This is a genomic window from Candidatus Poribacteria bacterium (assembly GCA_026706025.1).
GTDB lineage: Bacteria > Poribacteria > WGA-4E > WGA-4E > WGA-3G > WGA-3G.
The window spans coordinates 24,459-48,856 of the sequence record JAPOZO010000073.1; the positions used below are offsets into that span (position 1 = coordinate 24,459).

Sequence of the window (24,398 nt, forward strand, 5' to 3'; positions counted from 1 at the left end):
ATTATAACGGAAACCCGCCTGAATGTCAAGACATTCGGTTGCGAAACTCAAACTGCTGACGGCTAACCGCCGCCAGCTGATTGCTGACTGCTGGTTACTGATAACCGAAAACTGACAACTGATAACTATTCCTCATAAAAACCCTTGACGAATCGCGCATTTTGTGCAAGAATATATACAAGGTTGTGACTGGGAATAGGTATCTATTAAATCTGCTAAAAACGTGGGCGCGCTTTAATTATATCCAGCACAAAAATAAGTCCATCTTGTACATTCGACATCAGGACAAAGGGGAGTTTCACATGCGGAACGCCGAAGTTTTATCAAACAATCAAACCTCTTATGAACGACAGATTCCGCTTTTTCCGTTACAGGCAGTCTTGTTCCCCGGCGGGTTTTTGCCGCTACGGATTTTTGAACCGCGTTACCGCACGATGATCAAATTCTGCTTAGAGCATGAGTCTGAGTTCGGCGTTGTTCTTATAAAAGAAGGAGAAGAGGTAGGCGAAGCCGCTACTCCCTACGAAGTCGGTACAGCTGCCCGTATTCTTCACGTTGAGAATTTAGACGACGGCCGCATGAACATTATCACTGCTGGTGAGTACAGGTTTCAAATTCTTGAAATTCAGGAGCATCTCTCCTATCTCACCGGTCGAGTCCGAATGTTAGATGACCCCGACGCAGAGATTGAGGCGGTGTCAGAATCACTTACCACGCGGACTGAAGAATTGTATGAGGCTTACGAAGCGTTATCCAGTCGCTTGATTTTTGCATGGCATCCGCCGGAAGAACAACCAGACGATCCGCGGGAACTCGCCTACCAGATCGGCATACGCCTGCGTATTTCGCTTGAAGAAAAACAAAATTTGTTAGAAACAATTCCGTTAGAGCAGCTCCTCACACGCGAAATCGAAATTCTGACAGATCAAAATCGACGGATCGCCTTTCAATTAACAGCGCGCAACAATTAAAATCGTTGTGATCGTGTCGCAGGAAGTTGACAGACTTCCAGTATTGACGCGCTTGCTCCTACATTAAAAAACATATCTATAACGTAATAACATAATGACACTAAAGGCTCCCGTTCATCAATTTACCGAAACCCGGTCAATCCAGATTACACGTCAGCATTTTTTATATGTTAGCAATATCCTATCGATTTTTCGACTCGGTACGGTGCCTTTCATCTTTTACTTCATTTACCGGGCACAATGGGTATTCGCTATCATTTGTGGCGGTATCGCTGTTATAACCGACCTGTTAGACGGGTTTTTCGCGCGACGTTTAAAGCAACACAGTGAACTCGGCTATATATTAGATCCTGTCGCAGACAAACTCGCTATCTCCGCCGGAATTTTCGCCCTTGTACTATCGGAGTCGGAGTTCCCGCATTGGGCGTTTGCTACCGTTGTTACCCGGGATGTCTTGATCGTCCTCGGCAATGCTGTGTTGGCATATAAGGCGAAGATGATTACCCGATCTAATTTGTGGGGTAAATGCACCAGTTTCTTTTTATCTGTTGCTGTGATGTTTTATCTACTACGACCGATAATGCTCCACTTACCCAACAATATAGAATTTTATAGTCTCTGTTTGGCACTCGTATTTGTCGGTATTTCAACCGTGAGTTATGCGCACCACATGTTTCGCGTATTAGAAGAAACCCAGAATTAATGAACCCTGCCACATCCACGTAATATTTAACGGAGAAAACCCTCTCATGGCTTACAAAGAACTCGCAACGAGAAAACCCTTTGTTGTTAACAAAAACTTGGGGAGTGCCGTTGAGGTTGAGCCTGATGAATTGACAACCACCAACGCTGATGGTGTTCCTGTTACTATTCCGACGCAGAAACAGAAATATGATTTTGATCGCAACGGTTGGCTCCTAATTCCGAGCGTCTTGTCGGATGCTGACATCGCCGAGATGCGCGAATTCTGTCAACGCCTGCACGAGATGCCAGAGCATATTCCAGAACCCGAACGGGGCGCACTCGGCGGACCACTCCAGAAACTCGCTGACCATCCCGTTGTTGTCGGGCTACTTAACGAGTTTTTGGCGTATCCGCCTGCTGCAAGTGAGGATTGCTACGGATTTCGACTCGAAGAAGCAACTTTATCTTTCAGGAACGCAGCACCCGAATCTCAAAACCAATCCATCCGCCACAAAGGAAACGGTTTGTTTCGTTTACCCGGGGACTCTCATCTCTACCGGTGTGTACCTGGACGCGGTTGGAGCGGGTTGACACGCGCTATATGGGAATTGACCGGTGTTACTTCAGAAACCAACGGTATCCGATTTATCACCGGAAGCCACAAAGCTGCATATCCGATACCAGAGGCAGTGCAGCGTCTTGATTCACCGCTCTGGGAAACGTACCAATGCCCACCGGGTTCTCTCTTTCTGCTCACAGAATCTATGACGCAGACACAGATACAACCGCGTGGCACGGATCAGGTTAGCATCTCAAATCTATACAATACCGTGGCGAGCCGCTGGTCGAATTGGCTGCCCCATCCGCAGTTGCTTGAGGCAATGCCGCCCAAACGACAGACGCTCTTTCGAGAAACTTATGCAGGGGGCAACGTTATCAATGGAGATTTTGGGCAGCGCACATCCGCCTATCCCGCAGAAGTCTAACGGCACGAGGAGAATCAAATGGAAAAACAGACGGACAAAAATCAGCAGCCATGGCTCGGGGCACTGTTGCCACCCGATGTCTGCGAATTCCCTACCGAAAATGCTGACGGTTTGCCAATCCCAGCGTTAACCCCAGAACAGCGATACGCTTTTGATACCCACGGTTGGTTTCTGGTGCCAGAGGTCTTTACCGGATCCGAACTCAAAGAAATGCGCGATTTCGGATACCGTCTGCACCACGATCCTGAGTCTATTCCAGAGTATGAACGGAGTCCTGTCGGAGGCCCCCTTCAGAAACTGATTGATCATCCACTTGTTGTTTCCCTGCTCAATGAGTTCACCGCACATCCAGCTGTAACGAGTCCGGAATGCTACGGCTTTTCTGTTGAGAGCACGAGCCTTTTTTATCGTTCACTCGGTATGGGCGGATTCGGACCGCATAACGGCAACGGGCTGCTCCGCTTCCCCGGTGATGTCCACTACTACAACGCTTTCCCTGGCAAAGGCTACAGTCCACACACCCGGATTGTATGGGAACTCAACGAAGTCAAAAAAGGACAAGGCGGCACACTTTTAGTGACCGGCAGCCATAAATCCGTCTATACAGCACCTCCTGATATTCAAAACCCTAAGTCTGATATTTGGACGACTTATGGGTGTCCCCCAGGTTCACTGCTCTTCTTCACGGAGGCACTCACCCACAGCGCAAACCCGTGGACAAATACAGAAAATGACAGAATCGCTGTTTTCAATCTCTATAGTCCTATTGACAGTGGGTTCGCCAAGGTTTACAAACCGCATCCAAAACTCCTTGCTGAAATGCCACCGCTTCGCCAGACGCTCTTCCGTGACCGATATGTCGTGGACAACGTTAACGGCACATCATAGCAACGCAGAGGAAAACCAATGTCTGATAACAACAACTTTAACGAACTCCTCATTCATACGTTAAAACAGATCCATGTCCGGTTGGATCGCTTGGAAGCCAAAATTGATGAGAAAACTGATAAGGCTGATCTCAAGGCTGTTGAACAACGCTTTGACAGCGTCGAAAATCGTCTTGATAGCGTCGAAAATCGTCTTGGTAGCGTCGAAAATCGTCTTGGTAGCGTCGAAAGCCGCCTTGACCGAATTGAAAGCGGGGTTGGAGCGATCAAGTGGGCAATTGGCGTTGGATTAGCCGCCATAGGCGTTCTCATGGCAGTTTTAAAGGTATTCTAATGTCGGGCCTTGGGTAGAAATTTCTGAAATGGAGTAATTATGGCCACAAAACAACCAAATGTCCTCTGGATTTATGGCGAAGATCTCTCCCCGGACCTCGGCTGTTACGGCACACCTGCCGTGAAAACACCGAACATTGACCGACTCGCAGCGGAGGGTACGCGTTTTACCAACGCTTTCGTCACATGCCCCGTCTGTTCACCGAGTCGCTCCGCGCTCATTACGGGTACTTATCAGACACACTTTGATGCACACAACCATCGCAGCAATCGTGATAAGCCCTTGCAAGCGGATATGAAACTCATCACCGATTGCTTCCGCGAAGCCGGATATTTCACCTGCAATAGCCCAGGACCGCCCTACAACCGACCCGGAAAAACCGATTTCAACTTTCAACGTGAACAGCCTTTTGACGGCATTGATTGGACCGAACGTCCTGAGGGTCAACCGTTTTACGCGCAAATCAACATCCCAGACACACACCGCGTCTTTAAACCCGACCCTGAGCGTCCTATCCCACCAGAGGACGTTGAATTACCACCTTACTATCCTGATCATCCGCTCATCCGAAAAGATTGGGCACTTTATCTCGAAAGTATCCAGATTTTAGATAGGAAAGTCGGGCAAATCCTCCAGAGACTTGAGGATGAAGGACTCGCAGAGAATACGATTATCTTCTTCATGAGCGACCACGGACGTGCGCATATTCGTTGTAAGCAATTCCTCTATGATGGAGGCATCCATATCCCACTCATTGTCCGATGGCCCGGACAGGTTAATGCTGGTATTGTCAGTGACGAACTCATCAGCGGTGTAGATTTCGCACCAACAACGCTTTCGCTTACTGGCGTTGAAATTCCCGATTTCATGCAGGGACAAATCTTCCTCGGTGGAGGCGCAGCATCGCGCGACGCTATTTTTGCAGCACGCGACCGGTGTGATGGAACAGATGACAGAATCCGATGCATCCGGACACATCGCTATAAGTTAATCCGAAATTACCATCCCGAACGTCCCTACATGCAGTTCAACGGTTACAAGAAACAGCAGTATCCGCTCTGGAGCTTGATACCGCTTTTGGCTGCCAACGATGCATTGTCGCCTGCACAACAACATTTCACGAAACAGACGCGTCCGCCCGAAGAATTATATGATCTGGAGGCGGACCCGTATGAAATAAATAATCTCGCGACCGATCCGCATTATGAAACCGTCCGAAGCGAACTCGCCGCGCAGCTTGATGCATGGATGACTGAAACGGGTGATAGGGGTGAAATCCCTGAATCCTCAGAGATTACGACGTATTGGGACGAAAACATGGCAGAGAGTTTCAAGCAGGGCATGGAAAAACGTGGACTCTCAGACGATATAAGCGATGCGGATTACGTCGCATGGTGGGAGAACCACCTGTTAAAGTGAGGACGTACGAAACGGAGGTTCGCTATGAACGATACGCTCTACGGACATGGTGATGGATTTCTCACGCGGGATAATGGGCAGCGGCTATTTCCAATCGGGTTTTATGAACACCCTGCCGAGGATGCCGCGTTCAGAGATATGGCAGAATCGGGCGTTAACCTTGTTATGTGTGGTAGTGTAGAGGCATTTGATCGTGCACACGCACACGGAATGATGGGGTGGGTTCCATTGGGACTTCAGTCGGGTGCGACTCCCGAATTTCAGGAGCGTATCCGAACCCTTGCAGCGCATCCCGCGCTCGCTGTGTGGGAGGGACCAGATGAGGTTGTGTGGGGGTTCACCGCCTACAGTGGGCTCTGGAAGCAAGACCAGATGGCTGTGTTCCCGAATAAAGGAGAGTGGTGGATGCAGACACCCCTCGCTATCGAATACTCTGAGGGGCGTGCTGCAGAGATTATGCCCAAGATGCGAGAGGCTATCGAATTCATCCGCAGTGTTGATCCTTACAATCGACAGATTTGGATCAACGAGGCGCGCGATAGCGATCTGAAATTTGTCCGACAATACATTGACGTTGTGGACATCACTGGGTGCGACGATTATCCAATTCGGGCAAGTGGTCGTCCCGCCATACGGGTTGCTGACGCAACCGACAGATGGCGACAGGTCGGCAAAGGCAGACCTGTGTGGATGGTGCTTCAGGGATTTACATGGAGCGATTTGGATGATGGCGACACCGACATCACAGCGTTTCCGACCTTTCCTGAATCGCGCCTGATGGCGTATGCTTGCATCACACACGGTGCGAGAGGCATCTTGTATTGGGGATCCAGTTATATGAAGTCTGAGGGGAAGGAGGGGTTTCGGAAATCGCTTTACGCCTTAACAAGCGAACTCGCTGCACTTCAACCCTTTCTCACGGCACCCGTCGAACGGTATGTCACAGCGCGCCTCATTGATGATGGGCGCACCGATATATCCCCACCTGTATCGATGCGTGGGGTGAGTATTACCGCGCGTAGAACCGGACGCGACTGGCTCATTGTTCTCGTCAATGAAGATGAACATGCTCACATGGGGGTAGATGTTGCCGGATTGGATGCCCTCAACGGCACCGAATTTATGGAACTCTACGGTGAAGAGAAAACCACTGTGTCTGATGGGTCGTTTTCTACAAGGATACGCCCCTTTGAGGTCAAACTCTTCGCAACGCACCGAAAGTGGGAAACCGACCGGCGGGAGGGCAGAGAGTTTGCAGAATGATACGAGAAAACGCTTCGGATTTGATGCACCAAAACATAAACCGATTGAGGCATCGATCCAATGGGCGGCAGAAAACGGATTCAGATATATCGATTTCCAAGCCGATGTCCCCCCGAATGACATTGCTGCGTTTGACACAGCGCGTGTCAGTACAGTGCGCGACCTGTGCGAAAGGCATGAAATAGCTATCGGCATCCATCCATCTTCCGCAATTAATAACGCCGAATATGTACCCCTCATGTCTGAAGCCGTTGACAGTTATCTCTATGCGAATTTGGAACTCGCGCAGCGGCTCGGTTGCGGTTGGCTCATCGGGCATGGCGGTTATCATTTCGGTGATGTCGCCCAACGCCGAGACGCTGCGATTGAGCGCATCCAACGATTGGTCGCGCGGGCAGAGCAATCGGAAATAATCATCTTCTTTGAGAACCACAACCGAGAACCGGAACACGCCGAAATCCACTACATTCCCCATAACGTCGCCGAAACGCACTGGTTTTTCGACGAAATCCGTTCCCCATATTTCAAGTGGGCATTCAATGTCGCACACGGACATCTCGTGCCTGAAGGCTGGCAAGGCTTCTTAGACGCTTTCGGCGTAGAGAACATCGGTCAGGTCCGCCTCAACGACAATACAGGCGAGTATGAAATCCATCTCGTTCCCGGCGAAGGCACGATCGATTTTGCGGATCTGTTTACCCAATTAAATAATCGTGGTTATGACGGTTGGTTCAGTCTCGGCTTCGGCAACGATGCAGATAAAATCCGCGTCCGAGATGAGTTCGCTGGATATTTATAGATATACTGATGATCGGATGCCCTCTTTTGTAGGATATGCTGTTAGCTTGTCCCTCTTTGTATAAATATAAATTAACGATAAAACGAATAAACCGACACACCCCAGATAAGCCGGATTAGCACCCACGTGCCGCCTACGACGAATTGCCCAAGAATTAGTCCCAAAAAGAGCGGTAACACTCGATGGTAGAGACGGATGCCACCGAACCGTAAGATGAGGTGTTTGATTCCCCAACTAATAAAAACCGAAAACCAGAGCCAACCGAAGGTCCACATACTACTCGCTACTGCATAACCAGTGGGATGGAACGGAAACATCGGAAAACGCGTGCGCAGCCACCATAACAACCCTGTAAACAGAAACCCTACACCCATAAATGTTACCGCAGGGATGTTCGTCTCTGTCGGATAATAGAGCCAGGATCGGAGTCTGTTATAGCCGCCGTTGCCCAACCCAGGATTCGCACCGATATTGTAGGAAACCACAAGGTACGCCCAAAATGAAGCGAGAATACCGAAAACAACACCGCACATTAGAGCGACTACCATTCGCCTCGCACGCATATCTGCGACTTCCACGAGTTTAAATGCTTCCAACGTGTGTGGCATCGGATGGGCGCGATAACCACGATTGAACGCGTAATACAGCGACATCATCGTTAAACTCTGTGGTGGAATCATACGTGAACCGAGCGCGTCTAAAATAAACTGCCGTGGGTTTGCCACAAACATCTCGTGTGTCGGCGGTCCAACCTCCGCGCGCACTCGTGTAATGCCTAACGCCAGAAGATAATAGATAGCAAAATACAACGCGATCATCCAAATTGCCATCCCCCCGCGGTTTGAAAAAATAAACAGAAAAAGAACGCCACCTATTAATCCTGCCAGCGGCCACCGGTAATCTGTTGTATCTTGCATTTCAGGTGGAAGATTCGCACCCCTCTTTCCAGTCAAATTTCTAAACATCGCATAGAAATGTTTACGTCCACCGTAGAGCCCAAAACAGGCAATCGCCAGATACGCCCCGACCCCTTGCGGTCCATCGTAGGGGAATCCCGGCAAAACCTGTAACCCCATCGCACTCCCCAAAACGCGCTCGCCTTTCCAGAACAGGTAAAAGAACCAAAGCGAAAAGGACATCTCTAACGGCATTAAAAACGCAAGTCCCACGCCGAATGATAGTATATAAACAGGTGTCCAGCCTATCGCACTCCACGGCTTTTCAGTGAAATAGATGCTAAGGTCTGCCTTTCGGACAGGGATCTCCGGGAAGGTTGGAAAAAACGCGTGGATGCCGTTAATCAGATCAATGCTTGCTGCAATCGCGAAGCCTGCCCACAGCATCTTGTTTTTAAAGAGCCGTCCGTCTGAGTACGTCATCTCTATCGGCAAACGGACGATTGGGTAGGTCAGCCGTTCGCGTTCGATCCACTGCTTCCGAAGCAATAGATCAATGCATATCATCACCCAAATAACCACGGACAGAAAGATCGTCCACCATAAAATCGGTTCCCACCAAGCCGCCAGATACCGCGTGGCATAAAAAGTGGTATCGCCATCGTAAAAATCTTGTAAGACCGACAAATCGCTGAGCGTCATCCAACTCGGTAGATACCGCCAAAAAAGTTGTTGCCATTCGTTTTCGGCAGTAGCAAACCAGAAACCGTTTGGGATGACAGGCACAACGGTCTGCATCATGTCGTGTCCCGCGATCGCCGAAGAGATTGAGAGAATGACGTAGATTGTGAGCAATTCTCCCTGTCGGAGCGCGAAGCGAGGCAGAAGCCATTTGACCAGAAAATTCAGGCTCGTTAGCACTACCAGTGTCACCACTACGTTGTAAATCAGCGACATCGTTGTCGGCAGCGTACTCCAGTAACGCAGATGGTTCGCCATAATAAAATAAGTATTCGGCGGAATGAGGATGATGCCGATCAGAATCGCGCGAAAGGTGACACCGGGATGTCCAGTCTGCGGTGTTTCTTGGAGATTTGGGGAATATTTTGATGTGTTCGCCATATCTTTTTTCAGGATATATTGGAATTTCTACAACCGTTATCTTATAAACGCGGTTTGTAATCACACTTACAAAAATACTACTTTACCTACAATTTCAGATACGGCAAAACCTAATCAAGATCGGAAAAATCAGCACGGACAACGCACAAAACAGTCCAATATTCCACAGCCACAGATGCGTTGGATCCGCACTCAAGATGGACAATGCCACACACAGCGGACTTAGCACATCTAACACCGGAATTGCGTCAAATAACGGAATCGGAACTAACGGCAGAAAGGTTAATAACAAGACCAGCCCGTAACTTAAACCTTTTGCCCGCGTCGGAGGATTACATAATGCAAAACTGATGCCGATAAGGGCAAAAAAGATGCAGCTCACCAGTAATACCACACCACATTTCGCCAATTGCGAAACCGCCAAACCACCTGTATAACTTGAAAGGGCAAACAGCGGGATCGTTAACCAGATACCCCATATTGCCCAAAGTACAATAGCACTCAATTTACCTGCCAAGATTTTCCAACTTGCCAATGGTGACAACGTAAGTAAGGCTCTGTTCGTTCCGTTTTTATCTATATGCCAAGCCTCGACCGCATGCCTTGGCACCCAAAATTGGGCAATGAACACGAGGATCATACAAAGTTTATAAGCCTGTTGTCCGACATCAAGCGTCTGATTCGCATCGAATTCAACTATTCCAACGAACAGCAGCAGTGCGAATCCACATAAAATCACTAACTGCATACGTCGGTATTTGCTGATATTAGTATAGCAACGGAGTTCTTTAACGATGACGGCTAACATGTTTCTTTAACGGGATTTCACAAATGCCTTTCCTTTAATCCGGCCGGCAAATTCTGGTTCAGACAATAGACGCTTCACGTTTATCTACTGATAACTGACAACTGAAAACCGATAACTATTTTCGTTGACACAATTTTCCAAAAATGATATTTTCAGTACAAACTGACAACTGAGTACTTCTGATAATTAAGGAGACTTCCATGTCCAAACTCAATATCGCTTTAGTTGGCGCAGGACGACGCGGCGGCGGAGCGCATCTACCCGTTATTGCGAAACTCAAAGAGGTCTACAACCTCGTCGCGATTTGCGATATAGACGAAGAGACCGCAACCCGCTATGCCAAAGAATACGGCGCGACCCCTTACACCAATGTCCGTGATCTCGTCGCCCGTGAAGCACTTGATGTCGTTGATATTACCGTACCGGGTGTCGCCCACCACGCAATCGCATGCTTTATGGCGGATGCTGGCGTTCACATTCTCTGTGAAACCCCTATTGCTGTCACACTCCCTACAGCGGATCTGATGATTGAAAGTGCCAAGGCGAATAATGTCAAACTTGAGATAGCCGAAAACTATTATCGGGCACCACGCGAACGGTTTTTATCCGAGGTGATCCGAGCAGATGTGATCGGCGAGGTCGCTCGTATCTACCGGATCTTTTATGAAGGCGGTTATCACGGCATGAGTATGCTCCGTCTCCGTGCCGGTGGCGAACCGAAGTCAGCACTCGGTATCACCCAGACAACGCCTGTAATTCCGATCATTGACAGGATGAAACGTCATCATACCAGCGAAAGGTGGAGCCTCGGGTTTATTGAGTTTGACAACAACGCAACAGCCCTTATGGTGTACTCCAATGTCATCCATGCGCGTTCCTTGGGACGCGGGCAAACCGGGATTTCGCAGATTGACGGTAGCAAAGGCACTATCGTCGGTGAAGATATCTATGTGACACCCGCCGATGAACTACAATCTGGTGCAAAAGGTATCGCTTACAAGCCGAAGCGCACCACAATTGATGTGGATGGGACTAACGTCATTGAGAATATCTCATTGGAACTACCAGACAAGACTGTCACTTGGGAAAACCCACTTAAGAACTACCCTCTTTCTGAGGGGCAGATCGCAGTCGCAGATGAACTGCTCAGTATCGCCACGGCTGTACTTAACGATTCGGAACCCGAATATGGCGCAGTGCTCGGTAGACAGGACCAAGAGATGAACATCGCAATGGGCGAATCTGGCAAGCGCAGTAAGGAAACGATCGTCTTTCCGCTCACCGAGTTAACTGAAACAGAGCATGGCACCCACGAAAGTTATCAGCAACAATACGGACATCCCATAGAAGACATTGAAGCCGGAATTGATACCTTCTTTCCACGTCGCTAATATCATAGCATGTTGAGTGAAAGAATTCAAACGTTTTCCGTATAATCATTGCAGGGTTTTTGCTTGGGTGTTTCTTCAGGGTTTCATGAAGTTTAAGTGTTTAAATCGGTAATCCCGATTTCCCTCAGGTCCAGTAGGGGCGGTTTGGAACCGCACCATAAGGGTCAATTTTAGAACAACAACCGTCTCGTTTCCCCAGGTCCGGTAGGTTCGGTTTCCCAACCGAACCGGATCCTACGCAGAAACCTTGAATGCTTCAAAACCTCTTCAGTCCCGTAGGGTTTATTTGCTTGGGTGTTTCTGCAGCATTTGTGTAGAAATGTGCATCGCCCAAAGACCTAAGCCCCAGAGGGGGTTTTTGCTTGGGTGTTTCTGCAGCATTTGTAGCGATGCTACTACGAAATAACGAGAAATATCCCTAAATTGACACCTATGGGGCGGTTTGGAACCGCACCATTAGTGTCAATTTTAGAAAAAATAACTGGCGCGGCCCCAGGCCGGTAGGTTCGGTTTTGCGGCGTACACGCCCCGGGGAATGCCCATAGGGAACCTTCATACCGTTGATTCATGCGACCTGCATTCAGACCAATTCGTACACAGTTAGCAGTCAAGAGACACGCCACTTAACCAAACCCCTCTTTAGTTATTGTGGAGTGGACCACATCCGACCCAGATAACAACAGGCGAGACAACCACATTCCGATAACCTTAGACCAATCAACAAAAATTTCATAGTAACACATTTTAAGTGCCAAAAACAGAAACGCCCGTAAACCCACACCAACACTGCGTTCGTAAGCAAAACGACCAGCACCTTAAAATCATAATTTCATAGGTATGAAAAAAATCGATACGCTTAGCAACACCGTAAAAACCTACACCACACCTTGCTTCGTAGCGGTCCTTACACAAACTTTTCGGATCCTTACTGTGAAATACTATGAAATTTCATACACCGTCATTTTCCCATTAAGCCCAAAAATCTTGATTCAACAACCGAGAACCGGTAACCATTCTTACTGACAACTGAAAACTGATAACCGACAACTTATAAAAAATTAATTGCCAATACGTCTATTTTATGCTATACTTTAGATAGCAGCAAATTGCCAAATTTTGTTGAAGGAGGCATCAAGCACATGGGCGGAATAGGCGGAATAGAAATATTTATAATCCTTGTGGTCGCGCTCGTCATTTTCGGACCCCAAAAATTACCGGAAATGGGGCGTTCACTCGGGAAAGCGATTCGGGAATTTAAGAGTGCCGGTACCGAGATCCAAGATGAACTCACAAAGGCAGCCGATGAAATTGATAAGGACCCGGAACCGAACATCAAACCCCCGAAAGCCTCATAACGCGAGCGGAATACACTATGGAAGCTAAGGAATCTAACGATGTCGCAATGACCTTCTGGGAACATCTGGAGGAACTCCGGCGGCGAATCATCATCGCTGCAATCGCAATCGGTGCTTTTACAGTGTTGTGTCTATCCTTTAGTAAACCCATTGAGAAGGTTATTATGTTCCCGTTGCGGACATCTATGAACACACTGATTGCCAATGCTATTGATACCACAGTCGGCGGTGATGGCTCAATATTCGGGTTTCTTGCCGTCACTTTGCGTGCTGGATCTTCCAGTATCGATGCCGTACTCATGAAAGTCGGACCCTTAGAAGGTATCATGGCGTTCCTGAAATTGGGGGTTACTGCCGGTATTTTGCTCGCATTGCCAATAATCATTTATCAGGTCTGGGCATTCATTTTTCCCGCGTTGAATCGTGAGGAAAAGCGATTCGCTGTGCCGCTTTTTCTTATCATCGTCGCATTTTTCACTATCGGTGCTGTTTTCGCCTACTTTATTGTCGTCCCGGTAGTCCTACAGTTCTCCGCACAGCTGTTTCCAGAGATGCCGAATATGTGGGACTTGGAAAATTATCTAAGCCTTGTAACGAAGTTAATCTTAGGCTTCGGGATCGCTTTTGAGTTACCGATAGTGATGGCATTCCTGTCCCGTATCGGTGTGATTAACGCACGCGGCTTTCGTGAAAAGCAAAACTATGCTTTATTGGGTATTTGTGTGATTTCGGCACTGCTGACACCGGCAGATCCATGGTCGATGCTGTTGATGGCAATACCGCTCTTCATTTTGTATCAACTCGGCATTTTTTTCGCCTACCTCGTTGAAAAGGAGCAAGAAGTGTATGGCTAACGAGTCTTTGCGGCAACAACTCGCGCTACTTTACCAATTACAAGAACGCGACTCGGAACTATTGTCAATCCAACAAAAACTTCAAACCATCCCACGCCAGATTGAGCAATTAGAGGCAGGGGTCGCTAAATATGAAGCGGACATCGCAGCAAAATCGGAAGAACTCGCGGAAGCAGAAAAAGCGCAGCGCGCCAGAACCGCTGAAATTGAAATGAACGCTGTACAACGCGAAAAATATCAAACCGAACAGCGGACTGTCACATCTAATGAAGCCTATACTGCCCTCGATCGACAGATCGAATTCCTTGACGAACAAGACGATGAGGCAGAAGACGCTATCCTCGTTCTCATGGAAGAGAGTGATCGGTTAAAAAAAGAATTGGCAGAACTGGATGCTGAGATAAATCAGGAAAAGGAAAAAACCGCCACCGAAACCGAGCAATTCCGACAGGAACTGCGTACCTTAGAAACAGAACGCGGTGAAAAGTTAAAGCAGCGAAAGGCGTTTCTTCCCAAAATCGATAAAGTGCGCAGAGACGAATATCACCGGTGGATAAAAGCACAACTGGCAAGCGAATCTGGCAGAGCACGCGTGAAAAGTGGTTTTATCGCCTTAGGTAAAGACGGCACTTGCGGCACCTGCCGCATCGCTATTCAACCGCAGACGCTGAAGGAAGCACAAAAATATGAGAAACCGGTTTACTGCTCAAGTTGTAAGCGGTTACTTTACGTTGAGCCTGTCACACCCGATGTGCCGTTTCCATAATGGACGAGTATCCAGTCGACAGCGAGATAGCAAGCCGCGCAAGCAGTAAAAAAGAGGAGGCACCCGCACTTAATGCCTTTTTTTGTGATTGACGAACAACCCGAAAAAAAAGTTTTTGACGGAGCCAGCATCCGCACCCTTCACGGCGAAAAACTGATGATGTCTTTCGTTAATTTGAAACCGCATAGTGTTGTCGCTGAACATAGCCATCCCCATGAACAGATGGGAATGGTCCTTGAAGGAACATTTGAATTAACCATTGATGGAGAGTCCCAGATCCTAAAAAAAGGGGATGCCTACCTCATTCCGTCCAATGTGAAACACAGCGCAAAGGCTTTTGATGAACCCGCCGTTGCACTTGACATCTTTAGCCCACCAAGAGAAGATTACAAACCGTGAAGATTTATCACGCAATTCAGGAACTTGAGGCAACAGGTATCGTCACCGCTGGCGTGAGTCTACGCCACGGTGGGATCAGTCGCAGCCCTTACGCCTCCTTGAATCTTGCCGAACACGTCGGTGATGATCCCAACGCAGTTGCAGCCAACAGGAAGATGCTCTTCCAGAAAACCGGTTTAACGGCGCTGCGTTACTGTCGTCAGGTTCACGGCACCGATATTATTGATGGAGCTAACCTACCACCGGCAACCGGGACGCAACCTCCAGAAGCGGATGCACTCGTCACTGCTCAGTGCGAAGTAGCCTTAGGCATTTTCACCGCTGATTGTGTCCCCATTTTCGTATTAGATGTCGAAACGCCCGCGATCGGTATTGCCCATGCAGGGTGGCGGGGCACGCTCGCACGGATAGCAGTAAACACCCTCGCCCGGATGAAGACGCTATTTGGAACAGTTGCTGCAAACTGCCAAATCCATTTAGGTCCATCCATCCAGCAGTGTTGTTATACCGTCAGCACGGAGCTGCTTACCCAATTTACCGACCACTTCGGCGGCACCGTCCGCAGCGGCACAAACCTGAACCTACAATCGGCTAATGTTAATCAATTGGTTGAAATAGGTGTCCCCACCGCCGCCATTTCAGTATCGCCATTTTGTACCGCCTGTCGCACAGATCTTTTTTATTCGCATCGCGCTGAGCACGGACAAACAGGCAGAATGCTTTCATTTATTAGGCTCAACAGCAAAAACTAAATTCCTCACTTCTAAAACACAGCCGTTCACTTTCTTCCCAGAACTATTTTTACCGACAGTTGATGGTTTCCGACTACTCGCAATCGACAACCGAAAAATTTGCATTCCTTGTAAAAATATGGTATTATTAAATGTATAAATATCGCGAATTGGATGATTGTAGTTCCAGCACTGCCCGCAGCCGTAACCTCACGACAATTTGTAGCGTTATTTCCCTATATGTTCCAGCTTGTTAGGTCCAATAATTTCTTAAGTTTGTTGTTAGACGACAATTGGGTAGATACCCAAGGAATCGTAAATGCGCGCGCTTTTTGTAACGTTGTCTATTGTTATAGGTTTTATTGGGTTGATTTTTATCGTACGCGGTGGAACCCATCCTAACAAGTATCAGGGGGTTTTGGCGGAAAGCAAGACCGCGGTCCAGGTCACACAGATTTATACAGAGGCAACATATACAATAACGGTCGGGATCGGTATTATGAGTGTTGCTGTCTTAGTCGCTGTTATTGGTATTCTCTTTCATACAACAAACAAGTCCTTAAATCCAGATACGCAATCAGTAGACGATCCTGAAGTCTGAAGAGCCTTTTTAATTCATTGAACCAATTTTGGAATCGAAAAATTGAATTCCGTTGCCAGTAATCTCTTCAGCATCAACGAACGTATCGCCCGCGCAGCAGAACGGAGTCACCGCACACCGGATGCAGTAGAACTTGTTGCTGTTACAAAAGGACGTTCAGTACCGGAGATGCAGGCGGTTCTCACTGCAGGTGTTACAAACATCGGTGAAAACCGAGTTCAAGAAGCGCAACAAAAGTACGCAGCAGTCAATTCTATTGTGGATGCTGCCAGTTCCGGTCCCGCTGATAAAACATGCCGATGGCATCTCGTTGGGCATCTACAAAGGAATAAGGTTAAAGCAGCGCTTGATATGTTTTCCTTGATTCATTCGGTTGACAGTTTGCGGCTTTTAGCAGAGATAGCGCGCCGATCCGAAGCGCAAGCACGACGAATGAAGGTTCTCATTCAGGTAAACACGACTCGCGAGACAAGTAAATACGGCTTAAACTCGGAGGATTTGCTGGCGTTCATGGCGGACGCGCAGGCATATCCGACAGCAAATATTATCGGTTTAATGACAATGGGACAGTTGAGTCCTTCACCGGACGCAAACCGTCCTGCTTTTGCTTTACTAAGGTCCCTTGCTGCGAAGGTAGAAGCCGAAGGATTCCCCGGGGTTACTATGCAATACCTCTCTATGGGAATGACAAACGACTTTGAGGTCGCTATAGAAGAGGGGGCAAATCTCGTTCGGATTGGTAGGGCGATCTTTGAGCCTACAGTGGAATAGCCGTCAGTTGTCAGTCGTTAGTAAAATACCAGCGAAACCGTAGCCCGAAATGAAATGGAGGGGTGTTTTTGCTTGGGGATTTCTGTGTATTGCTTGGGCGTTTTTTCAGTTCTACGGAAGGGCATATCATGAGCGAAACCTATCTGAGCGAACCGCAAGGAATAATTAAAAACCTTCGATTAGGTGTCATAGGCGTTGGAAAGATGGGCGGTATTGTCGCTCGCAGTATTGCTGATGTCGTATTCCCCGCAAAACACATTTGGGTTACCGACCTTGATAGTACCCTCGTCGAGCAGCTTTGCAAGGAAAAAGGCACCAGCGATGCCGGTGATATTGCTAACTTAGTAAAAAAAACAGATGTTATCTTCTGTGCAGTACCACCAGCAGCTGTCCCAAGTATTCTACCACAGATTGCGCACAGTTTATCGGCACCACAGTGGCTCATAAGCATCGCAGCGGGTGTTACCACCACAACACTTGAGGCTTATTTTCAGACTGCACCACCGATTGTTCGGGTGATGCCAAACATCTCGGCAGCGGTCGGGGCTGCAATATCGGTACTAACCGCTGGCACTGCAGTGAATGAGACACATCTTGAAATCTCACAGGAAATTTTCAACGCTTGTGGCACCTCGCTAATTATGGATGAACGTCATCTTGATGCTGTTACAGGGGTGAGTGGCAGCGGACCCGCTTATGTTGCCCTCTTCATTGAAGCACTCGCTGATGCAGCGGTACATGTCGGTATAGCTCGGGCGGATGCCCAAAAACTCGCAATCCATACTGTGTTAGGTGCGGCTACTATGTTAGCCGAAACGCAAGAACATCCAGCGGTACTCAAGAATCGTGTTACGACACCTGGCGGAACAACCGCCGCCGGACTTCACGCGTTAGAATGCGGCGGCTTACGGGCAACACTCACAGAAGCTATTCTTGCTGCGACAGAACGAGCGAAAGAACTCGGTAACGCATAATAATTGGAGCCTACAATAATAGAAACTATGCCTATACACAACCTCGCTCGGTTCATCGCTCGATTGCTTGAATTTTACACATTAGTAGTTTTCGCAAACGCTTTGCTTTCTTGGTTTGTTTTCGGCACACAAAATGCAGTCATCAGGCAAATCTATTGGTTTACAAGTCGCATCGTCGATCCAGTTTTAAGCCCGATTCGGAACCTACTTGAACCCGTGTCTCGGAGCTTTGGTATTGACATTTCGCCTTTTATACTGATTATTCTTTTACAGATTCTGGCGCGGATGCTCTGGTGATAGATGAGAGGATATACCGACTCACTTGATCCGGTAAAAAACTGAGAGGTAACTCGCACGAAAAACATAACCCTGTCAAACTGACAAATGGTTCAGAGACAAAAATACGAAGATATGAAAAAGCGAAACTCCCCTGCAAAAAACACGACGCGTAAACGGGGTAAAACCACGAAGCGAGAAGAGGAACTCCAGTTGGCGGATAGGAACCGCGAAAAAAACGTCTTGGATGTTTGGGCAAACGTTGATGTTTTCCCCCTCGCAAACAAAAAATCGAATACTGCACAGCGCACCGCGCCAGTAAGTTCGACACAACCGCAACACGCCCCTCAAACCGAAACCTACGTCCTTCGCGAAACGCCCACTTCCATTCATGCACTCACATTTGACACGCTTTGTAGAAAAATTTGCCAAGATGTCTTCCTCAAAGCGTCGTTAATGCAAGGACATCAGGTTACCTACGTACCCGTATGGGAAACCTATCCGCTTTGGATTGAGGAACGCATTATCGCGGAGGCAAAATCCAAATCTCCGATCAAACTCTCTGTTCTACGCAAGCGATGCCGCGCACGCCACAAACAGGAATTAGAAGTTCAAAAACAGAAGTTTTATCAACTCGGTATCTTTGCGGATTGGGATGCTTCTCAGAAAACCCTTGAATCACGACAGGAAGCACGACTCATCGCTCTCATCAGCCGACTACGGGATTCCGATTATCTCCACGATTTACCACAACTCAGTCCATGGTGTCCGAAGTGCACAGCACCGCTCAATGAAGCGAATCTCCTACAAAAATCTGCACATGCTTTGAACGGGTACGTGAAGTTCCCTTTCAATTTTGGGTTGGAGGAATTTGGCATTAATGTCTCCTTTTGCATCCGGATGCCACATCTCTGGGAGGTAGCCGGTACCGTCGAAATCGGGATTACTCAGGATGCTACCTATCTCCTCACTAAGCATGGAGAGGAATATCTCCTTTTTGCAGAACCGCAGCTTGAATATTTTTGTAAACATCTCACAAACGGGCAGCCTGAGCCGAAACCTATTAAGGAAATTAAAGCCACTGAACTCGCGCAATACACTGTGGCGCACCCGCTCTTTCCATCGAAGGAGTTGAAGATTACACCCATCCCTGAAACGTTAATTACAGAAACTCCTGACGAGTCAACGTCTCTCTTAAAATCCGGTGTTATCCCGCTAAACCCAGCACATCATCAACCCAGTTACAATATCGCACGGGTGTTAGAAGACATAAATGCTACCCCTATTTTCGATGAAACCGGAAGGTTCACTGAAGAAGCCGGGCAATTGTGTGGTTTATATCTCTTTGAGGCAGAAAAATTTATTATCCCGCAATTGGAGAAATATGGGGTCCTCCTAAAAACACATAACGACGAGATACACGCACCCCACTGTCCCCGATGCAAGGAATTAGCCGTTTTCCGACCCTGTTCAAAATGGGTGTTCTCTATTTCCAAAAATGATGCCACCAATCAACTTCTCAATGCTCAAGAATATTGGGATAATTATGGCGATATACAAGATAAACGTATTGGCAAGGTCCGAGATATCGTCCTTAATTTCGGAGAATTACAAGTTTCAACACAGCGTCAATGGGGAATGCCTCTGCCAATCCTGCTCTGTGACCAGTGTGATGAACCTCTCACTGATAAAAATACACTCAATGCAATCCGCAATTCTATCCAGCGCAGCTTTGAATTCTGGTTCGGACTCAGCATTGAAGAACTCTTGCCCACTGATACCCGCTGTTTAAACTGTAACTCAAGCGATTTTCGCAAAGAGGCGACCCTCATTGATAGTCATTTTGCTAATCTGCTTCAAATCATTGACAACTCTGACTTCAAGAAACCGCTCGGGGGCCACACCAGCGTCATGTTTGTACCACAAACAGGTATTGGTGATTCTCAGTGGACAAAATGGTTAGCCGAAATTAGCGTCATCTCCGCTGCGCTTAGTAGAAGTCGCCCAATTAAAGAAAGTCAACCCTTTAAGCAACTAACGCTTAAAACGCTACCAAAAATTAGCGGCAAAATTCAGATTGAAGACGCATTTCTTAATAAATATCCAGCCGATGTGGTCCGACTTGTCGCGATAGCACCGAATATTGAAGCCAAACAGGTGAGTTCCAAACAACTTGAGAAACTTGCCGAGGGATACCTCGGGCAATATCAGCAGCTCCAAGCACTATTCGATGATATAAGTGAGTACCTCTACCCGTTTCTACGTGATTCCGGAAAAGCGAGCGATAAGAAACAAAAGGATGCACCTGCGAAAGCCTCTAAAGATGAACAACGTTTCACCACCGCTAACGGACGCGAAGTTCAGGTCGATTTCCCCCGCACACCTACGCATACAGATATTGAAGCTCTGGGGGAGACCGCTGCTACTGGTAAAATACTTCCAATTGATTCGCTGGCAATAACTGTTACCGCGCAACTTTTGCAAGAGGTGCAACTGGCTTATCAAGCCGAGAATTTCTACGAAATGTGGACGCTGTTAACTGATTTTTGTCAAGACGACCTTCGCTTTTATAGCCGCACGATGGAATCTCGTCCTACTACAACCCTACATGCGGCGCAAAGTATACTTTCAGAGATAACGACTGGACTGCTACAACGATTCGCTCCCTTGACTCCTTTTTTAGCCGAACATTTTTATCGACGCATTTCTATAGAAGGCATGACCAGCGACCAGAGTATCTTTCAAGAAAACTGGCACTCGCACTCGTCTCTGATTGGACAAACTCTGCAACCTTCCGATGGGAAAAAAGACGAGGCAAAAGCGGAATGGGAGGAGGTCAAGAGGGCATACGATGCAAAATCCTAAAAAAAACGCATGGCAAAATGTTATGCTTTTGATTTATGTGGCTGTGCCCGTGTTGATACTTGATTGGGGCACTAAGTGGTTGGTCCAGAAACACATTACTCAGGTAACAGAGATAATCCCGATTATCCCCGGGTTCTTCAACCTTCGGCACGATAGAAATACTGGAGCGGCTTTCGGGGTACTCGCCGGGCATAGGGTCTTGCTGATTCTCATTACCATTGTCGCTTTGGTTTTCATTTTTTCCTATTACCTCCGATTCCGGGAGAGTCGTTGGATGCAGGTCTCGTTAGGTTTTCTACTCGGCGGTGCTGTTGGAAATTTCATTGATCGCCTCTATTTGGGGGAAGTTATTGATTTTCTTCAATTCGGTATAGTCAGCCAAGGTCTCTTTTGGCCCACCTTTAACGTCGCTGATATTTCTGTCTGCATCGGTGCAGGCATGCTGATTGTTTACCTGTTCCGACACCGTAATCAAGACCAGCAGGCTTGACTTGGGACCCGGTTTTCTAAATCCATAGATTAATAGTATCATTGTGAGAACTCAACGTTGTCTTTGACCCAAGGAGGGATCCATGTACAAGTTTCGCACCCAATTATTTCTAATGAGCATAGCTTTTCTCTATTTCGCACAACCGCACGCAAAAGCACAGTTTCAGCCAGAACCTCCAGCACAACACGAAGACCACGCCGACTACAGCGAAAGTGCATTGCGTCGGTTTGAAATTATCACGTTGAGTTCCCTACCATTCACTGCTATTCACAGTTATCTCGCCGTTAGAGGGATAAAAATGTATCGTGAGAATATATTCGCACCCGAATTGACACCGAGCGACTATCGCGTGGTTGGGATTGGGGCTGTCTCATTGTCGCTCTTCATCGGCGTGTGGGATTGGTTACACACCCGCAATGTTGATCGATCTGCACCACGTGTGCCAGAACCGAAAGCACCACCGGTCGAAGAGGAAGATCCTGTTGAAGGAACTATCGCTCGTCTGTCCAAAACGGATCCACATACAGCAAGATATAAAGAGATATTACGACAAAACTCACTAAACAACAGACTGAATAGATGGGCGAACGATCCTGCCATCGGTTTTGCGGTACCCCTCTTACAGGTCCGTTTCTGAATTCAAACTGATAACCGAAAACTGAAAACTACACTCAAAATGCGTATTCTTTTTATGGGGACCAGTGAGTTTGCTCTGCCAGCACTCAGAGAACTGATCACCCACAAGTTTGAAATCATTGGTGTTGTCACACAACCCGACCGGCCAAGTGGACGCGGAAAACGCCTCAACCCACCGCCTGTTAAAATCGTCGCAACAGAGCACAGTCTACCGGTTTACCAACCTGAGAAGGTGAGAAAACCGGATTTCATGTCTGGCCTTGAACGTCTCGCACCAGACGTGATTGTCGTCGCCGCATTCGGTCAACTACTACCACAGACCGTTTTGGATATTCCACCCTGTGGGACGATCAATTTGCACCCATCACTGCTCCCGAAGTACAGAGGTGCAGCACCTATTCAATGGGCATTAATTAACGGTGAAACCGAGATAGGCGTGACGCTTATGTTATTGGATGCCGGTGAGGATACAGGCGATATTATTTCTACAAGTTGTATCCGCATCCGAAATGAAGATAATGCTTTTACATTAACAGAACAGTTAGCGCAGCTTGGGGCAAATCAACTTGTCCGACTCTTATCCGAGATGCCAGAAGGCGCACCGCCCCCGGCAACGCCTCAGAACAACGCCGAGGCGACGCACGCACCACGCCTGACAAAGGAGATCGGACACATTGACTGGAATCAACCCGCGACAACGATTCACAATCTCGTCAGAGGCACCGCGATCTGGCCCGGCGCGTATACCTTTTTTCGGAACAATCTCCGATTGAAGATTGTCGATTGTCTGCCGCTTTCGCAGACGCTCGACGCGCCTTCAGGGGTGCTTGAAATAGTTGAAAAACGAAAACTGCTTGTTGCAACAGCAGACGGGATGCTCCAATTACTGAAAATTCAGCCCGCAACCAAGAAAGTTATGGAAGCGTCCGATTTTATCAACGGTTACCAATTACAAACAGGCGAACAACTTTTGGCTGCAACATCATTATGAATAGCCTGAATAATACCCTATTTGCCGCCGTCAAAGTTTCACTCTACTTCCTAATTCTGTTCGGTATAGGCGGTGTACTCATCATTTTCGTGATTATTCCGAAATGGGTTCGGACAGAAGAAGTCTTGGTGCCAAACCTTATTGGCAAAACCTACTATGAAGCTGTCCGTATTCTTGATAAAGAAGGGCTTCGGCCCGCGAAGGATATTCAGGAGGCGAGTAGCAATGCACCAAAAGGCGAAATCGTTGCGCAAGATCCTGTGGCGAACTTTAGAGTCAAATCTTACCAACCTGTTACAATCACGGTCAGTATAGGGGCGAAGTTAGCACCTGTCCCCTCTGTTATCGGTAAATCACAGGATGCTGCTTTTGATACGCTTAGGGCTGCGGGTTTTCGTCGAAATCGGGTCGCGACCGTCTACTCTGAAACCTATCTACAAGATACAGTCATCGCGCAAACCCCGCCAGAGGGCGGAGGTCAACAACGCGGCAGTGCCGTTAACCTCTTAGTGAGCCTCGGGCCGACACCACAACTCATGCAACTCCCGGATTTTGAAGGTCAACCCGCTGCTGATGTGCTTGTTGCCTTAGAAGCAGCAGGACTAAATGTTGAAACCCAATATAGTTCGCACCCCAAAATCCCTGAAGGCGCAATTATTGCCCACAAACCTCCACGCAACGTGATGGTAAGAACCGGAGACCTGATCCTCCTCGAAATTAGTGGACAGGAATTGCCTGAAAACGTCGGTAGATTGCTAACTTTCAAGCACTACGTCAGCGAAGAAGGGGCATTGTCACATCACGTCAGAATTGTTATCATTGATGATTCCGGTGAACGTATTGAGGTCGATCAACCCTACGCTCGTGGCATGGTGATTGACTTGGAACGAGAAGGGGTTCGAGTCTTTGGAGAAACGCGGGTCGTGGTCTACGAAAATGGCGAGAAACTATCTGAAACGCTTTACAAATAACGCAAGTTGCCATCTCTGTAGCATAATCTTCCAGATTGTGGTTGCGGAGACGCAAACTATAGTGAAACCCAAAAATAAATAGACATCTTTGTAGCATAAACTGTTAGTTTCCTTGTTTTCGTCCAATGAAGGCGTAATGTCATTCTTGTTTGAAAGGT

The 24,398-nt window shown here is 47.8% G+C and carries 25 protein-coding genes; 23 read left to right on the plus strand and 2 right to left on the minus strand.

The features are described from left to right. The first annotated feature begins 302 nt into the window (after nucleotides 1–302). From OXH00_18830 to OXH00_18865, 8 genes are all read left to right on the plus strand, one after another. Nucleotides 303–971: an LON peptidase substrate-binding domain-containing protein gene (locus tag OXH00_18830; GenBank protein MCY3743077.1), complete on the plus strand. Its 669-nt coding sequence runs from the start codon at nucleotides 303–305 to the stop codon at nucleotides 969–971. A 94-nt stretch (nucleotides 972–1,065) separates the two neighbouring features. After that, nucleotides 1,066–1,674 carry a CDP-alcohol phosphatidyltransferase family protein gene (locus tag OXH00_18835; GenBank protein MCY3743078.1) on the plus strand — a complete coding sequence of 203 codons (609 nt, stop codon included), beginning with the start codon at nucleotides 1,066–1,068 and terminating at the stop codon, nucleotides 1,672–1,674. Nucleotides 1,675–1,720: 46 nt separating this feature from the next. After that, entirely contained in the window at nucleotides 1,721–2,641 is a 921-nt protein-coding gene (locus tag OXH00_18840; GenBank protein ID MCY3743079.1) for a hypothetical protein, read from the plus strand. Nucleotides 2,642–2,659: 18 nt separating this feature from the next. Beyond that, on the plus strand, nucleotides 2,660–3,529 hold the full coding sequence (locus OXH00_18845) for a hypothetical protein (protein ID MCY3743080.1): 870 nt from the start codon (nucleotides 2,660–2,662) through the stop codon (nucleotides 3,527–3,529). Between the two features lie 18 nt (nucleotides 3,530–3,547). Further along, nucleotides 3,548–3,862, plus strand: a complete 315-nt coding sequence (locus OXH00_18850; protein ID MCY3743081.1) for a hypothetical protein — start codon at nucleotides 3,548–3,550, stop codon at nucleotides 3,860–3,862. A 39-nt stretch (nucleotides 3,863–3,901) separates the two neighbouring features. Continuing rightward, nucleotides 3,902–5,281, plus strand: coding sequence for a sulfatase (locus OXH00_18855; GenBank protein MCY3743082.1), 1,380 nt, complete (start codon nucleotides 3,902–3,904; stop codon nucleotides 5,279–5,281). Nucleotides 5,282–5,305: 24 nt separating this feature from the next. Further along, the gene (locus OXH00_18860; GenBank protein MCY3743083.1) at nucleotides 5,306–6,544 is read left to right on the plus strand and encodes a hypothetical protein; all 1,239 of its coding nucleotides are present in this window, start codon (nucleotides 5,306–5,308) and stop codon (nucleotides 6,542–6,544) included. Next, a complete protein-coding gene (locus OXH00_18865; protein MCY3743084.1) occupies nucleotides 6,534–7,343 on the plus strand; it encodes a sugar phosphate isomerase/epimerase in 810 nt (269 codons plus the stop codon). Before OXH00_18860 ends, OXH00_18865 begins: the two co-directional genes overlap by 11 nt. Nucleotides 7,344–7,414: 71 nt before the next feature. Here OXH00_18865 and OXH00_18870 read toward each other — a convergent pair whose 3' ends face one another. Next, nucleotides 7,415–9,361, minus strand: coding sequence for a hypothetical protein (locus OXH00_18870; GenBank protein MCY3743085.1), 1,947 nt, complete (start codon nucleotides 9,359–9,361; stop codon nucleotides 7,415–7,417). 94 nt (nucleotides 9,362–9,455) lie between these two features. Beyond that, the gene (locus tag OXH00_18875; GenBank protein ID MCY3743086.1) at nucleotides 9,456–10,109 is read right to left on the minus strand and encodes a hypothetical protein; all 654 of its coding nucleotides are present in this window, start codon (nucleotides 10,107–10,109) and stop codon (nucleotides 9,456–9,458) included. A 260-nt stretch (nucleotides 10,110–10,369) separates the two neighbouring features. On the opposite strand from OXH00_18875, the gene OXH00_18880 reads away from it, so the two are divergent. The 15 genes from OXH00_18880 to OXH00_18950 all read left to right on the plus strand — a co-directional run bounded on the left by OXH00_18880 (nucleotide 10,370) and on the right by OXH00_18950 (nucleotide 24,240). Further along, nucleotides 10,370–11,560 (plus strand): Gfo/Idh/MocA family oxidoreductase, encoded by a 1,191-nt coding sequence (locus tag OXH00_18880; GenBank protein ID MCY3743087.1) that lies wholly within the window; start codon nucleotides 10,370–10,372, stop codon nucleotides 11,558–11,560. 1,139 nt (nucleotides 11,561–12,699) lie between these two features. Next, nucleotides 12,700–12,915, plus strand: a complete 216-nt coding sequence (tatA, locus tag OXH00_18885) for a twin-arginine translocase TatA/TatE family subunit (protein ID MCY3743088.1) — start codon at nucleotides 12,700–12,702, stop codon at nucleotides 12,913–12,915. Between the two features lie 17 nt (nucleotides 12,916–12,932). After that, nucleotides 12,933–13,769 carry a twin-arginine translocase subunit TatC gene (gene tatC / locus OXH00_18890; protein MCY3743089.1) on the plus strand — a complete coding sequence of 279 codons (837 nt, stop codon included), beginning with the start codon at nucleotides 12,933–12,935 and terminating at the stop codon, nucleotides 13,767–13,769. Beyond that, nucleotides 13,762–14,535 (plus strand): hypothetical protein, encoded by a 774-nt coding sequence (locus OXH00_18895; protein ID MCY3743090.1) that lies wholly within the window; start codon nucleotides 13,762–13,764, stop codon nucleotides 14,533–14,535. Before tatC ends, OXH00_18895 begins: the two co-directional genes overlap by 8 nt. A gap of 72 nt (nucleotides 14,536–14,607) precedes the next feature. Then, a complete protein-coding gene (locus OXH00_18900) occupies nucleotides 14,608–14,934 on the plus strand; it encodes a cupin domain-containing protein (GenBank protein MCY3743091.1) in 327 nt (108 codons plus the stop codon). Continuing rightward, on the plus strand, nucleotides 14,931–15,686 hold the full coding sequence (pgeF, locus tag OXH00_18905) for a peptidoglycan editing factor PgeF (protein MCY3743092.1): 756 nt from the start codon (nucleotides 14,931–14,933) through the stop codon (nucleotides 15,684–15,686). Before OXH00_18900 ends, pgeF begins: the two co-directional genes overlap by 4 nt. A 298-nt stretch (nucleotides 15,687–15,984) precedes the next feature. Further along, the gene (locus OXH00_18910; protein ID MCY3743093.1) at nucleotides 15,985–16,266 is read left to right on the plus strand and encodes a hypothetical protein; all 282 of its coding nucleotides are present in this window, start codon (nucleotides 15,985–15,987) and stop codon (nucleotides 16,264–16,266) included. Between the two features lie 42 nt (nucleotides 16,267–16,308). Beyond that, nucleotides 16,309–17,037: a YggS family pyridoxal phosphate-dependent enzyme gene (locus OXH00_18915; GenBank protein MCY3743094.1), complete on the plus strand. Its 729-nt coding sequence runs from the start codon at nucleotides 16,309–16,311 to the stop codon at nucleotides 17,035–17,037. A 128-nt stretch (nucleotides 17,038–17,165) separates the two neighbouring features. Next, nucleotides 17,166–18,011: a pyrroline-5-carboxylate reductase gene (gene proC / locus OXH00_18920; GenBank protein ID MCY3743095.1), complete on the plus strand. Its 846-nt coding sequence runs from the start codon at nucleotides 17,166–17,168 to the stop codon at nucleotides 18,009–18,011. A gap of 27 nt (nucleotides 18,012–18,038) precedes the next feature. Further along, entirely contained in the window at nucleotides 18,039–18,308 is a 270-nt protein-coding gene (locus tag OXH00_18925; GenBank protein ID MCY3743096.1) for a YggT family protein, read from the plus strand. Between the two features lie 114 nt (nucleotides 18,309–18,422). After that, entirely contained in the window at nucleotides 18,423–21,152 is a 2,730-nt protein-coding gene (locus tag OXH00_18930; protein MCY3743097.1) for a class I tRNA ligase family protein, read from the plus strand. Beyond that, complete coding sequence (gene lspA, locus OXH00_18935) at nucleotides 21,139–21,642, plus strand: signal peptidase II (GenBank protein MCY3743098.1); 504 nt, start codon at nucleotides 21,139–21,141, stop codon at nucleotides 21,640–21,642. The genes OXH00_18930 and lspA overlap by 14 nt, the downstream gene beginning before the upstream one ends. 82 nt (nucleotides 21,643–21,724) lie before the next feature. Then, a complete protein-coding gene (locus tag OXH00_18940) occupies nucleotides 21,725–22,279 on the plus strand; it encodes a hypothetical protein (GenBank protein MCY3743099.1) in 555 nt (184 codons plus the stop codon). A gap of 39 nt (nucleotides 22,280–22,318) precedes the next feature. Then, nucleotides 22,319–23,269: a methionyl-tRNA formyltransferase gene (fmt, locus tag OXH00_18945; protein ID MCY3743100.1), complete on the plus strand. Its 951-nt coding sequence runs from the start codon at nucleotides 22,319–22,321 to the stop codon at nucleotides 23,267–23,269. After that, nucleotides 23,266–24,240: a PASTA domain-containing protein gene (locus OXH00_18950; protein ID MCY3743101.1), complete on the plus strand. Its 975-nt coding sequence runs from the start codon at nucleotides 23,266–23,268 to the stop codon at nucleotides 24,238–24,240. The genes fmt and OXH00_18950 overlap by 4 nt, the downstream gene beginning before the upstream one ends. Nucleotides 24,241–24,398 lie beyond the last annotated feature (158 nt).

What these genes read in the sequence shown, in the direction of transcription:
- OXH00_18830 (MCY3743077.1), top strand. Translation starts at nt 303, where the DNA reads ATGCGGAACGCCGAAGTTTTATCAAACAATCAAACCTCTTATGAACGA.
- OXH00_18835 (MCY3743078.1), top strand. Translation starts at nt 1,066, where the DNA reads ATGACACTAAAGGCTCCCGTTCATCAATTTACCGAAACCCGGTCAATC.
- OXH00_18840 (MCY3743079.1), top strand. Translation starts at nt 1,721, where the DNA reads ATGGCTTACAAAGAACTCGCAACGAGAAAACCCTTTGTTGTTAACAAA.
- OXH00_18845 (MCY3743080.1), top strand. Translation starts at nt 2,660, where the DNA reads ATGGAAAAACAGACGGACAAAAATCAGCAGCCATGGCTCGGGGCACTG.
- OXH00_18850 (MCY3743081.1), top strand. Translation starts at nt 3,548, where the DNA reads ATGTCTGATAACAACAACTTTAACGAACTCCTCATTCATACGTTAAAA.
- OXH00_18855 (MCY3743082.1), top strand. Translation starts at nt 3,902, where the DNA reads ATGGCCACAAAACAACCAAATGTCCTCTGGATTTATGGCGAAGATCTC.
- OXH00_18860 (MCY3743083.1), top strand. Translation starts at nt 5,306, where the DNA reads ATGAACGATACGCTCTACGGACATGGTGATGGATTTCTCACGCGGGAT.
- OXH00_18870 (MCY3743085.1), bottom strand. Translation starts at nt 9,361, where the DNA reads ATGGCGAACACATCAAAATATTCCCCAAATCTCCAAGAAACACCGCAG.
- OXH00_18875 (MCY3743086.1), bottom strand. Translation starts at nt 10,109, where the DNA reads ATGCAGTTAGTGATTTTATGTGGATTCGCACTGCTGCTGTTCGTTGGA.
- OXH00_18880 (MCY3743087.1), top strand. Translation starts at nt 10,370, where the DNA reads ATGTCCAAACTCAATATCGCTTTAGTTGGCGCAGGACGACGCGGCGGC.
- tatA (MCY3743088.1), top strand. Translation starts at nt 12,700, where the DNA reads ATGGGCGGAATAGGCGGAATAGAAATATTTATAATCCTTGTGGTCGCG.
- tatC (MCY3743089.1), top strand. Translation starts at nt 12,933, where the DNA reads ATGGAAGCTAAGGAATCTAACGATGTCGCAATGACCTTCTGGGAACAT.
- OXH00_18895 (MCY3743090.1), top strand. Translation starts at nt 13,762, where the DNA reads ATGGCTAACGAGTCTTTGCGGCAACAACTCGCGCTACTTTACCAATTA.
- OXH00_18900 (MCY3743091.1), top strand. Translation starts at nt 14,608, where the DNA reads ATGCCTTTTTTTGTGATTGACGAACAACCCGAAAAAAAAGTTTTTGAC.
- OXH00_18910 (MCY3743093.1), top strand. Translation starts at nt 15,985, where the DNA reads ATGCGCGCGCTTTTTGTAACGTTGTCTATTGTTATAGGTTTTATTGGG.
- proC (MCY3743095.1), top strand. Translation starts at nt 17,166, where the DNA reads ATGAGCGAAACCTATCTGAGCGAACCGCAAGGAATAATTAAAAACCTT.
- OXH00_18925 (MCY3743096.1), top strand. Translation starts at nt 18,039, where the DNA reads ATGCCTATACACAACCTCGCTCGGTTCATCGCTCGATTGCTTGAATTT.
- OXH00_18930 (MCY3743097.1), top strand. Translation starts at nt 18,423, where the DNA reads ATGAAAAAGCGAAACTCCCCTGCAAAAAACACGACGCGTAAACGGGGT.
- lspA (MCY3743098.1), top strand. Translation starts at nt 21,139, where the DNA reads ATGCAAAATCCTAAAAAAAACGCATGGCAAAATGTTATGCTTTTGATT.
- OXH00_18940 (MCY3743099.1), top strand. Translation starts at nt 21,725, where the DNA reads ATGTACAAGTTTCGCACCCAATTATTTCTAATGAGCATAGCTTTTCTC.
- fmt (MCY3743100.1), top strand. Translation starts at nt 22,319, where the DNA reads ATGCGTATTCTTTTTATGGGGACCAGTGAGTTTGCTCTGCCAGCACTC.
- OXH00_18950 (MCY3743101.1), top strand. Translation starts at nt 23,266, where the DNA reads ATGAATAGCCTGAATAATACCCTATTTGCCGCCGTCAAAGTTTCACTC.